This is a genomic window from Hymenobacter aerophilus DSM 13606, assembly GCF_000382225.1.
GTDB classification, from domain to species: Bacteria; Bacteroidota; Bacteroidia; order Cytophagales; family Hymenobacteraceae; genus Hymenobacter; species Hymenobacter aerophilus.
In genome coordinates this window covers 86,327-97,586 of the sequence record NZ_KB907807.1, presented here as the reverse complement: position 1 = coordinate 97,586, position 11,260 = coordinate 86,327, and the positions used below count along the sequence as shown (strand labels likewise).

Sequence of the window (11,260 nt, the reverse complement as noted above, 5' to 3'; positions counted from 1 at the left end):
AGTTGATAGACTGATAAAGCAGCTACTTCGGGCCGCTTCCTCAATCTAAGGATTTTACCGGGATTTGCGGCCGCGCAGGCGAAACAATGGGGCTGGCCGCGGCCGGATAATTCCCCTCGCTTCGGCCCCGCTTTCGAACCGCACTATCAAATTTAGATTGAAACTGCCAACCGAACTTCATAGCCTCGCAAAAAAAGTGCTTCTGCTCGAAGCCGAGGCCATCCAGGGCGTCGCCGCCGCGCTCGACGAGCGGCCCGATTTTGCACAATGCGTAGAAGCAGTTCTGAGCCGCCGGGGCCGCGTTGTTGTCACGGGCATTGGCAAGAGCGCCCACATTGCGGGCAAGATGGTGGCCACCTTCAACTCTACCGGCACGCCCGCCCTGTTCATGCACGCCGCCGACGCCATCCACGGCGACCTGGGCATGATTCAGGCCGATGATTTCGTCATTGCCATCAGCAAGTCGGGCGACACACCCGAAATAAAGGTGCTCGTGCCGCTGCTCAAGCGCAAGGGCGTGCCGCTGGCCGCCCTGGTCAGCAACGCCGACTCCTACCTGGGCCAGCAGGCCGATTACATTTTGCACGCCCCGGTAACCCGCGAGGCCTGCCCCCACAACCTGGCGCCCACCACCAGCACCACCGCCGCGCTGGCCCTGGGCGACGCGCTGGCCGTGTGCCTGCTCGAAAGCCGCGACTTCTCGCGCCAGGATTTTGCGGGCCTGCACCCCGGCGGCACGCTAGGCAAGCAGCTCTATTTGAAAGTAGGCGACCTGAGCCGCCAGAACCAGCAGCCCCAGGTAACCGAATCGGCCCCGCTGCGCGACATCATTCTCGAAATATCGGGCAAGCGCCTGGGCGCCACCGCCGTGCTGAGTGAGGCCGGCGAACTGGTCGGCATTATCACCGACGGCGACCTGCGCCGCATGCTCACGGCCCACGCCGGCCGCCTCGACGCCGTCACGGCCCGCGACATCCTCACGCCCGGCCCCGTGACGGTGGAAGTGGACGATTTTGCCGTAGAGGCTCTGGCCCGCATGCAGGCCCGCAACATCACCCAGCTGCTGGTAACCGAGCAGGGCCGGTTCAGCGGCTTCATCCACCTGCACGATTTGCTGCGCGAGGGGCTGGTGTAGGGGCGGGGAGACGCTGGAATCCGTCTGTCATCCTGAGCATTCCGCGAATTGAGCGGCGACGAAGGACCTATACGGAAGCTATTGTTTGATGCTAGCCTCTGCATAGGTCCTTCGTCGCCGCTCAATTCGCGGAATGCTCAGGATGACAGGCGGGTTTGCCCTCACCCCCGGCAAAGCCCTAACTTTCCGGAAAACAAGCTTGACTTCATGGACCAACATACCTACTTAGTGGTGATGGCCGGCGGCATTGGCAGCCGCTTCTGGCCCTTCAGCCGCACCCACCACCCCAAGCAGTTCCACGACGTGCTGGGCCTGGGCCGCTCCATGCTTCAGCTGACCGTGGACCGTTTTGCCGGCATTTGCCCGCCCGAAAACGTGTTCGTGGTGACCAACCGCGACTATACCGAACTGGTGCAGCAGCACCTGCCCGAGCTGGCGCCCCACCAGATTTTGGGCGAGCCCATCGGCCGCAACACGGCCCCCTGCATCGCCTACGCCAGCTACCGCATCGCCCGCCTCGACCCCGAAGCCGTGATTGTGGTAACGCCCGCCGACCACGTGGTGATGCACGAGGACAACTTCCGGGAAGCCATCCGCACGGCGCTGGCCGGTGCCCGCAGCCACAACGTGCTCATCACACTCGGTATTCAGCCCTCACGGCCCGATACCGGCTACGGCTACATCCAGTTTATCGACGACGAGGTGCGGCCCCAGGATGTGCGCCGGGTGCCGGGCCACGCCGATGGCTCGTTTCCGAAGGAGCTGCGCAAGGTGAAAACCTTCACCGAAAAGCCCAATGCCGAGCTGGCCCAGATGTTTGTGAGCAGCGGCGAGTTCCTCTGGAACTCGGGCCTGTTCGTGTGGCGGGCCGATGCCATCGTGCGGGCCTTCCACCAATACCTGAGCGACATTGCCGAGGTGTTCGATGAGGGCGCCGACCAGCTCGGTACGCCCGGCGAGGAGGCCTTCATCACCCGCGCCTACAGCCTCTGCCGCAACATCAGCATCGACTACGGCGTGATGGAAAAGGCCGACAACGTGTACGTGCTGCCCGCCGACTTCGGCTGGAGCGACCTGGGCACCTGGGACTCGCTGCACCGCATGGGCCAGCACGACGCCGACGAAAACGTCGTCGACGGCAACGCCCTGCTCTACGACACCCGCGAGTGCGTCATCAAAACCCCGCCCGAGCGCCTCGTGGTAGTACAGGGCCTCGAAGGCTACATCGTGGCCGAGTACGACAACGTGCTGCTCATCTGCAAGCGCACCGAGGAGCAACGCGTCAAGGAGTTCGTAGCCGACGTGAAATCGAAGAAGGGCGGAGGCTATAATTGATTTTAGAGCTTTGGACTTAGAGCCTAGATGGTTCTGTCATCCTAAGCAAAGCGAAGGACCTTATCACGTCTGAACGACAATCGTAACAACGACTCGTTTCAACGTGATAAGGTCCTTCGCTTTACTCAGGATGACAGAACCATCTAGGCTCTAAGTCCCAAAACCTAAGCTCTAAAACCTAAGCTCTAAGCTTTGCTTGCAGGTTCTCGTCCAGCGCGGCCAGGAATTCCTCGGTGTAGAGGTAGTCGCGGCCGTGCTCCACCTTGTTGCCGTGGATGTTGACGGCCAGGTCCTTGGTCATCTTGCCGCTTTCCACGGTTTCGATGCACACGGCCTCCAAGGCGTGGCAGAAGTCGATGAGCTCTTGGTTGCCATCGAGCTTGCCGCGGAATTCCAGGCCGCGCGTCCAGGCGAAAATGCTGGCGATGGGGTTGGTGCTCGTGGGCTTGCCCTTCTGATGGTCGCGGTAATGGCGCGTCACGGTGCCGTGAGCGGCTTCGGCTTCCATCGTCTTGCCATCGGGCGTTACCAGCGTCGAGGTCATCAACCCCAGCGAGCCGAAACCCTGGGCCACGGTGTCGCTCTGCACGTCGCCGTCGTAGTTCTTGCAGGCCCACACGAAGTTGCCGTGCCATTTCAGCGCCGAGGCCACCATGTCGTCGATCAGGCGGTGCTCGTAGGTGATGCCGGCCTCCTGGAATTTGGTAGCGTATTCCTGCTCGTAAATCTCCTGGAAGATATCCTTGAAGCGGCCATCGTACTTCTTGAGGATGGTGTTTTTGGTGCTCAAATACAGCGGCCAGCCCTTCATCAGGGCCTGGTTGAAGCAGGCGTGGGCGAAGCCGCGGATGCTTTCGTCGGTGTTGTACATGGCCAGGGCCACGCCGTCGCCCTTGAAGTTGTAGACCTCAAACGACTGCTCCTCGCCGCCGTCTTCGGGCGTGAAGGTGATGGTGAGCTTGCCCTTGCCCTTGGTCACGAAGTCGGTGGCCTTGTACTGGTCGCCGAACGCGTGGCGGCCGATGCAGATGGGGGCCGTCCAGTTGGGCACGAGGCGGGGCACGTTGCTCATCACAATCGGCTCGCGGAACACCGTGCCATCCAGAATATTACGAATAGTGCCGTTGGGCGACTTCCACATCTGCTTGAGGCCGAACTCCTCCACCCGCTGCTCGTCGGGCGTGATGGTGGCGCACTTGATGCCCACGCCGTACTGCTTGATGGCGTTGGCGGCGTCGATGGTTACCTGGTCGTTGGTTTCGTCGCGGTACTCCAGGCCGAGGTCGTAGTACTTGATGTCGAGGTCGAGGTAAGGGGTGATGAGCTTGTCTTTGATGAATTTCCAGATGATGCGGGTCATCTCGTCGCCATCGAGCTCAACTACCGGATTGGCTACCTTGATTTTAGTCATGGGGTGGGGGATAAGGAAAAAGTAAAAGAGGCTCCGGCCGGCCAACCGGGCCGGCCTTTGCGGCCATAAGATAGGCATAGGCCACGAAGCGCCGCCTATTTTACCGGGCCGGCGGTGCCGGCGGTTCCGGGTTTCCGCTTACTTTAGCCCCCGCTGCGGCACGTGCCCCGCTCACCCGCTCCGCCCACATACCCGACTCCGCTCCACTCCGCAAGCGCGACCACTTGGCCGATGCCGCCCTGGCTACCGGCCACCGCCTGCGCCCGCTGCTGGAACTGGTCGAGCGCATCCGCCCCCACGTTGGCCACCACACGGTGTTCAGTTCGCGCCGCGAGAAAATCCGCGAGCAGCTGGCTCTGGTGCAACAGCAACTGCATTCGGAGCAGCCCAAGCACAAAGCACTGCGTGAGGCCTTGCACCAGCTAAGCGAGTTCGTGCGCGAAGAAATGCACGAAGTCAGCCGCGACGAGGTGAAGGAATCCGGCAAGCGCTTCGTGGCCGCCACGCTCAAAAACGCGCCGCAACTGCTGGCGGCTGCCAAGCAGGCGGGGCTGCTGAGTTGAAAAGAGAATTTATTGTCAATATTATTGTTTACATATAATATAATAAAAATCATTCGCCATACTCGTCGATTTTATAACGGCCTCCACTATTGCTGTAATTATAGCCATGTGCGTATGAAGATCCAAATATAAATATTAAATTAATTGAAATTCCAATAGCAATTGATTTAGCATTTAGCGATTTTCCTAATTTATTAATTAGTAGTCCGTAACAGCAGAGGGTTTGCGTTATAGATAACGCTATTATAGTGCTCAATATAGCAGAATCATGTGGTAAGTGTAATTGCTCTGAAAGAGGGTACAACAATAATATAACATACGGAAAAAAACCAAACATGAATGTTACGACATCCCCAGTAGCATCATACTCCCTTGCACTAGATTCAGAATTTGAAGTTTTAAAATTGAGAGCACAATGCTCTGTAAAAAGCCAGGTTATTGTAGTTAATATAATAGAGTGTCTAAAATATGGCCAATATAACAACACCTCTCTTCCACTGGCTGTGGTAATTCCTTTGTAGTTTATATGTATCGATAGTATAGATAATACAATAGCAGCTATAAATGGAATAATATTTTTTGTCTTTTTCCAGATGCTAGTTTTGTTTTTTCTAGGGTCGTAGAAATCCATGAATAGCTTTATAGTTTGTTAAATATTATTCTTTCCCAGCCGTTGCCGGAGCACCTCGTACAGCATAATGCCGCTGGCTACCGATACATTGAGGGAGCTGATTTGGCCGGCCATCGGGATGCGCAGCTTGTGGTCGGCGAGGCGCAGGTATTCGGGGCTGATGCCGTCTTCCTCCGAGCCCATCAGGATGGCCAGGGGGCCGGTCAGGTCTACGGTTTCGGCTTCCAGGCTGGCATCCGACTTCTCGGTACAGGCCACCACCTGCACCCCCGATTCGCGCAGGAAGGTGAGGGTTTGCTTGAGGTTGTGCTCGCGGCAGACCGGAATCAGGTTGAGCGCGCCGGCCGAGGTTTTGAGCGCGTCGCCGTTGATTTGGGCCGCGCCGTGGCTGGGCACCACAATGGCGTGCACGCCCAGACACTCGGCGTTGCGGGCAATGGAGCCGAAGTTGCGCACGTCGGTAATCCGATCCAGCACCAGCAGCAGGGGCGTTTTGCCCTCCTCGTACAAGCCGGCCAGAATGTTGTCCAGCGGCATGTAGTCAATCGGCGACACGAAGGCCACGGCGCCCTGGTGGTTTTTGCGGGTGATGTTGTCGAGCTTTTCCACCGGTACCATCGACACGGGCACGTTGGCTTCGCGGGCCAGCGTGTTGATGTCCTGGGTCATGGAGTTTTTGGTGGCGCGCAGCAGGAAAATCTTGTCCAGCGTGCGGCCCGCGCTCAGCGCCTCCAGAATGGGCCGGAGCCCGAAAATCATGTCGATGCTGCGGTCCTGAGGCGGGCGGTGGGGGTAGCGCGGCTTGTCAGACGATGACGACGGCCGGCGGCCACCTTCGCGGTTGCCGCCCTCGTCGCGCCGGCCCTCGGAGCGCTCCTCGTCGCGACGCGGGCGCGGCTCGCTGAACTGCTCATCATCGAAGCGGCCTCCCTCGGCGCGGCTGCGCTCAAAGCGCGGGGCATCGTCGCGGCTCTCATCGCGGCCCTGGTCCTCGCGTGGGGTGCGGCGGTTGGGCACGGGGCGGTTCTGCGAGTCGAAATATTGGCGGCGTTCGGTTACCGGCCGGGCTGGGCGATTAGTCCTTTTCTCCATAGCTCCACGGCGGCATACCAGAGATATTCATGCTCGGGACGGCGCACCAGTTCGTAGTTGTCGGGCGCAAAGGTACTGGGTTTGGCGCGGAAGACGAACGTGCTGTTCTGGGTCTGGTAGCCGCGGTACACCCACCGCTCCTCGTTGCCGCTGCGGTACACAGTTTCGGGCGCGCCCATCACCTGCAACAGCATGCCCCGGTCGGTGAGCCAGCCGGCTTTGTGGGCCGAAAATAACTGGTTGGCCGCTACCACCCGGCCGTAAAACGCGCGAATCAGCGCCCGGGCCCGGTCCTGGTCGTCGTTGGCTACGCCGAGCCAGAACTGGTCGACGGCTTTTTTGGGGTCGGGCGCATCAAATAGTTTCTGGCGCTCCTGCGAGGTCGACACGTAAATCAGCGGCGCAATCAGCTCATCGGCCGACGTGAGCTTGGGAAACCGGTTCTCCTCGACCAGCAAACCCAGGTTGGGGCCCTGGTTGCCCACGCGCAGCAGGTACAGGCCGGCGGGCAGCCGCAGCAGCTGGTCGGCATTGAAGCGGGCCGAATCCTGCAGGCCCAGCGTGCGCGGCTGCTGGCCCAGGGTGCTGCTGGCCGCCATGGGCGGGGCCGCGGCCTGCGAGCTGAGCGGGTACCGATACGCCGTCAGGCTTTGGCCGGGCGCGTAGGCTTCTACTCCAAAAACCTCGCGGGCCCGCACGTAGCGGCGCATCAGCGGCCGGCTCAGCGAGTCAATCAGCACGAAGCTGCGGTTGAGGGTTGAAGGCGTGAGCCGCAGCCAGGCCGCGTCGCCGCTCATGGCTTCCGTGGCCGGCCCGAAGGCCATGCTCAGCACCTGCCCGGCCACCAGACGGCTCAGCGGCAGCGTAAAGCTCAGGCGGTCCAGGTCGCCATCGGTGCGCAGGCGGCGGCCGACGCCGCGCACCGTGTCCTGCCAAAGGGGGCGGCGGGCGTTGAAATCAGCCCAGCTCATTACCTGCAGCGGTACCCGGCGCCGCTGCGCGCTCTGGTTCGGAAACCGCAGGTACACCCGCAGGCTGTCGCCCTCGCGGCGGGTGTCCACCTCAATAGTGCGGCCCGGCCGGTACTGGTTGGCAAAGTCGCGGCGCGGGGCGGCCTGCAGCGGCCCCGCACCAAGTAACGTCAGTAATAGCAGCAGCAGCGGGGCGAGGTTTTTCATACAATAACTGGAAAGGTGGGATAGGTAAACCGCGTGAAAACCCAAGCTAAGGCCAACGACTTTACGCGAAAAAGCCGGCCCCGTTCCCGGAGCCGGCTTCAGCGCTCAAAAACCGTGCACTACTAGCGCGGATTGTAATACTGCTGCAATAGCTTGATGGCCCGCTCGGCCCGTTTCCGGTCGCCGATGGCCTCGGCAGCGCGGCCGATGCTGTTGAGCGTCATCAGATACGTCTGGTATTCCTGGTCGAACAGGGCCTGGTTATGGGTGCTATAGTAGGCCAGGCCCCGCTCGGCGCGGTCGGTCATGGTGTCCATGATTTCGTTGGCCCGCGCCTGCTCGCCCACGGCCAGCAGTGCCGGAATGAACTGGGGCACGTAGTAGTCGTACGGAATGGCCTTGTCGGGCATCACTTCGAAGGCCTTGTCGAGCACCTGCTTGGCCCGCACCTTGTCGCCCTTGATCAGCAGCGCATCGGCCAGGCGCGAGAACTTGTCGCGGTAGTTGGCCGGGAAGCGCAGGTTGTTTTCGTCGTAGAAAATGTTGGGGTTGTCGAGGCCGCGGTAGGCGAACTGCTTCATCAGCTTGTCGTACATCAGGCCCGTTTCCACGAAGCCCTCGTCGGCGTTGCCCGTTTTGGGGTCGGCGTCGGGGTTGCGGGCCGGCAGAATGCGGTAGGCCATGCCTTCGAGCTGGAAGTAGGGCTGCAGGCCCATAAAGTCGCGCGAATCGACGGTGCTCGAAAAGTACACCGGCCGCTCCCAGTTGTTGGTGGCCAGAATATCAAGGATGAGCAGCGTCTTCTTTTCGATGGCGCTCTTGCCTACGCTCCAGTCCATCTGCGTCACCAGCTGCTTGCGGCGGTCGGCCGGGATGATGCCCGACTTGGCCACGGCGGCGGTGTCAATCGGCAAATAGAAGTTGCGCGAGGGGAAAGACAGCATGTTTTTGCCGTCGCCGTAGCTGACCTGCAGCAGCGGGCTGTTGGCCTCCACGAGCTGCATAAACTGGCGCACATCCACGGCCGGCACCGCCGGGTTTTCGGCGTAGGGCAGGTAGTCGTTGGTTCCCTGCTTGTAGTCCTTGTTCTCCATCGAAATCGGCAGCGGGGCCGATTTGTAGGAGCGGCGCTTCATCTGGTCGATGTACCAGTCGGTGTTCAGGTAGCTGAGCACGGCCACGCGCACGTCGGTGCGCACGCCCTCCACTTCCTGGGCGTACCAGAGTGGGAAGGTGTCGTTGTCGCCGTTGGTGAACAGGATGGCGTTCGGCGCGCAGGAGTTCAGCAGGTTTTTGGCCGAATCAACCGACAGAAAGCGGTCGGAGCGGTCGTGGTCGTCCCAGCCCTGCGTTACCATAATGCCCGGCACCATCAGGCCGGCCAGCGTCACCACGCCGGCGCGGGTGGTATCAGCTTTGAGCACCGATTGCAGCAACTCGGCCAGCGCCAGCACGCCCAACCCAATCCAGATGGCGAAGGCAAACGTGGCGCCCGCGAAGGTGTAGTCCCGCTCGCGGGGCTCGATGGGCGGCTGGTTGAGATAAATAACGATGGCCAGACCCGTGAACAGGAACAGCAAACCCACAATAAAGGCGTTGCGGCCGTCGCGGCGGATGTGGAAATAGAGGCCCAGCAAGCCCAGTAGCAGCGGCAGCGCGAAGAAAGCGTTGCGGGCCGGGCTGTCGGCCACGCGCTCAGGCAGGCCGTTGCCGTCGGCGCTGCCCCACAAAACGCCCGACTGCTGCAAGTCGCCCTCGCGGCCTACGTAGTTCCACATAAAGTAGCGCCAGAACATGTGGCCCATCTGGTAGCGGAACAGGAAGGCCAGGTTCTGGCCCATAGTCGGCTTCACGTCCTTCTGCACGTCCACCCATTTCTGGTAGTTGTACACGTGCAGCGGGTCGGGGCTGTAGATGCGCGGGAGCAGCATTTTATCTTCGGGGCGGTACTCCAGCACCGGGCGGTACTCGGCCACCACGTACTTGTCGCCCTGGCGCACGTAGCGCGGGGCGCCCTCGGTCTGGGCGATGGGCTGGGCGTTGAGCTGCGGACCGTAGAGCAGGGGCCGGTCGCCGTACTGCTCGCGCTTGAGGTAGCTCACGAACGAGAGCACGTCCTCGGGGTTGTTTTCGTTGATAGTAGGGTGATAGGAGCTACGGATGGGCACAATCAGGTAGCTAGAATAGCCAATCAGAATGAACACGAAGCTCAGCATCACGGTGTTCAGCAGCCGGTTGCGGCGCTGGAACGATTGCCGGAAGCCGAACCAGATCAGGCCCACAAACACCAGCAGAAAGATGATAATGCCCCAGTTGAAGGGCAGGCCCACGCTGTTCACGAAGAACACCTCGAACGCGCCCGCCAGCGTGGGCAGTCCCGGAATGATACCGGCCAGAATCAGGCCTACAATCACGCTGCTGATAACCAGCGTAGCCACCCCGCCCCACATGGTAGGGTTTTGGGTGCGGCGGTAGTAATAGATGAAGCCCAGCGCCGGAATGGCCAGCAGATTCAGCAGGTGAACCCCGATGCTCAGGCCAATCACGTAGGCAATCAGCACCAGCCAGCGGTCCGAATCGGCTTCGTCGGCGCGGTTTTCCCACTTCAGCATCAGCCACACCACGGCCGCGGTGCACAGCGACGACATGGCGTACACCTCGGCCTCTTCGGCGTTGAACCAGAACGAGTCGGAGAAAGCGTAGGCCAGCGCGCCCACGGCGCCCGCGCCCATAATTAGCAGCGTTTGCCCGAAGCTGGGCTCCAGCAGCCGGTCGTCGTGCATGCCAGGGCGGTGCAGCACCAGCTTCTTGGCCAGCATGGTAATCGTCCAGAACAGAAACAGCACCGTGAACGACGAGCTAAGCGCCGACAGCGCATTCACCAGCACCGATACTTTGGTGACGTCGCCGAAGCTGAGCATGGAAAACAGCCGGCCCAGCAGCAGGAACGTGGGGGCGCCGGGCGGGTGCGGCACCAGCAGCTTATACGAGCAGGCAATGAACTCGCCGCAGTCCCAGAACGAAGCCGTGGGCTCCAGGGTCATCAGGAAAACAACGGTGGCCAGGGCAAATACGCCCCAGCCGACGAGGTTATTCAGGCTTTTGTAACTCCGCATACAGAAAGTGAGAGAGGCCCGCCGCTTGCAAAAGGGCAGGAGAATCGGGAAAGCAGGTCAGCGAAAGTTCAAAAGTAGCCAATAACTCCCGAGCCGCATCCCCAAATCAACCAACACCTCTTTTAAGAGCTACAAGCGGCAAGCTGCAAGCCATAAGCTGCAAGCCACAAGCTTTACGGCCTGTCATCCTGAGCGCAGCGAAGGACCTTATTACGTGAAGACGAGGCGTTGTTACGGTCGTTCCAGCGTGATAAGGTCCTTCGCTGCGCTCAGGATGACAGGCCGTAAAGCTTGTGGCTTGCAGCTTATGGCTTGCAGCTTGCCGCTTGTAGCGCAAAAAGCTAGTTCTGCAACACCAGCCGCTTGGTCGAAACCACTTTGTCGTTCTGCAGCAGGCTGTAGAAATACATGCCGGAGGGCAAGTCAGCCAGGTTGAGCGACATGCCACGGTCGGCGGCTTCGGGGCGCAACGCCACGGTGCGCACCTCGCGGCCGATGATGTTGCTCAGCCGCAGCCGGTACTCGGTGCCGGCCGCATACTGGCTCATGGAGAGCGTAACGATGCCGTGGGCAGGGTTGGGGGCCAGCGAGAAAGTGGGGCTCAGCATACGGGCGGCCAACGTAGGAACTCCGGCAACCGGGGCGCGACCCTGCGCGGCCGACGGCGGCGCGTAGCTGGCGGCGGCCAGCTGCGGCAGTTGCCACAACAGCAACAGCAGAAAGGTGAAAAAACGGGGCGTAAATTTCATGACATTCAGAGGAGCGTAGGGGAGGAGGCCAGCTGGCGGGGCCTGACAAA

9 protein-coding genes are annotated in these 11,260 nt (G+C 60.8%); 3 read left to right on the top strand and 6 right to left on the bottom strand.

Annotated elements, in window-relative coordinates; genetic code table 11:
* Window positions 1-157 precede the first annotated feature (157 nt).
* Together H145_RS0107900 and H145_RS0107895 are read left to right on the top strand one after the other, a co-directional pair.
* Window positions 158-1,135 (top strand): KpsF/GutQ family sugar-phosphate isomerase, encoded by a 978-nt coding sequence (locus tag H145_RS0107900; protein ID WP_026351350.1) that lies wholly within the window; start codon window positions 158-160, stop codon window positions 1,133-1,135.
* A 207-nt stretch (window positions 1,136-1,342) separates the two neighbouring features.
* Window positions 1,343-2,470 (top strand): mannose-1-phosphate guanylyltransferase, encoded by a 1,128-nt coding sequence (locus H145_RS0107895; protein ID WP_019947600.1) that lies wholly within the window; start codon window positions 1,343-1,345, stop codon window positions 2,468-2,470.
* Between the two features lie 178 nt (window positions 2,471-2,648).
* On the opposite strand, the gene H145_RS0107890 is transcribed toward H145_RS0107895, so the two are convergent.
* Entirely contained in the window at window positions 2,649-3,881 is a 1,233-nt protein-coding gene (locus tag H145_RS0107890; protein ID WP_019947599.1) for an NADP-dependent isocitrate dehydrogenase, read from the bottom strand.
* Window positions 3,882-4,105: 224 nt separating this feature from the next.
* On the opposite strand from H145_RS0107890, the gene H145_RS0107885 reads away from it, so the two are divergent.
* Window positions 4,106-4,444, top strand: coding sequence for a hypothetical protein (locus tag H145_RS0107885; protein WP_019947598.1), 339 nt, complete (start codon window positions 4,106-4,108; stop codon window positions 4,442-4,444).
* Between the two features lie 49 nt (window positions 4,445-4,493).
* Here the strand turns inward: H145_RS0107885 and H145_RS24050 are convergent, their stop codons facing one another.
* The 5 genes from H145_RS24050 to H145_RS22670 all read right to left on the bottom strand — a co-directional run bounded on the left by H145_RS24050 (window position 4,494) and on the right by H145_RS22670 (window position 11,210).
* Window positions 4,494-5,075, bottom strand: coding sequence for a hypothetical protein (locus H145_RS24050; RefSeq protein WP_157541365.1), 582 nt, complete (start codon window positions 5,073-5,075; stop codon window positions 4,494-4,496).
* An 18-nt stretch (window positions 5,076-5,093) separates the two neighbouring features.
* Window positions 5,094-6,167, bottom strand: coding sequence for a 23S rRNA (guanosine(2251)-2'-O)-methyltransferase RlmB (rlmB, locus tag H145_RS0107880; protein WP_026351360.1), 1,074 nt, complete (start codon window positions 6,165-6,167; stop codon window positions 5,094-5,096).
* Entirely contained in the window at window positions 6,131-7,345 is a 1,215-nt protein-coding gene (locus tag H145_RS22675; protein ID WP_019947596.1) for a GWxTD domain-containing protein, read from the bottom strand. Before H145_RS22675 ends, rlmB begins: the two co-directional genes overlap by 37 nt.
* 122 nt (window positions 7,346-7,467) lie before the next feature.
* Window positions 7,468-10,461 (bottom strand): glycosyltransferase family 117 protein, encoded by a 2,994-nt coding sequence (locus H145_RS0107870; protein ID WP_019947595.1) that lies wholly within the window; start codon window positions 10,459-10,461, stop codon window positions 7,468-7,470.
* A 341-nt stretch (window positions 10,462-10,802) separates the two neighbouring features.
* Window positions 10,803-11,210, bottom strand: a complete 408-nt coding sequence (locus H145_RS22670; protein ID WP_019947594.1) for a T9SS type A sorting domain-containing protein — start codon at window positions 11,208-11,210, stop codon at window positions 10,803-10,805.
* Window positions 11,211-11,260: the final 50 nt, after the last annotated feature.

What these genes read in the sequence shown, in the direction of transcription:
- H145_RS24050 (WP_157541365.1), bottom strand. Translation starts at nt 5,075, where the DNA reads ATGGATTTCTACGACCCTAGAAAAAACAAAACTAGCATCTGGAAAAAG.
- rlmB (WP_026351360.1), bottom strand. Translation starts at nt 6,167, where the DNA reads ATGGAGAAAAGGACTAATCGCCCAGCCCGGCCGGTAACCGAACGCCGC.
- H145_RS0107870 (WP_019947595.1), bottom strand. Translation starts at nt 10,461, where the DNA reads ATGCGGAGTTACAAAAGCCTGAATAACCTCGTCGGCTGGGGCGTATTT.
- H145_RS22675 (WP_019947596.1), bottom strand. Translation starts at nt 7,345, where the DNA reads ATGAAAAACCTCGCCCCGCTGCTGCTGCTATTACTGACGTTACTTGGT.
- H145_RS0107895 (WP_019947600.1), top strand. Translation starts at nt 1,343, where the DNA reads ATGGACCAACATACCTACTTAGTGGTGATGGCCGGCGGCATTGGCAGC.
- H145_RS0107890 (WP_019947599.1), bottom strand. Translation starts at nt 3,881, where the DNA reads ATGACTAAAATCAAGGTAGCCAATCCGGTAGTTGAGCTCGATGGCGAC.
- H145_RS22670 (WP_019947594.1), bottom strand. Translation starts at nt 11,210, where the DNA reads ATGAAATTTACGCCCCGTTTTTTCACCTTTCTGCTGTTGCTGTTGTGG.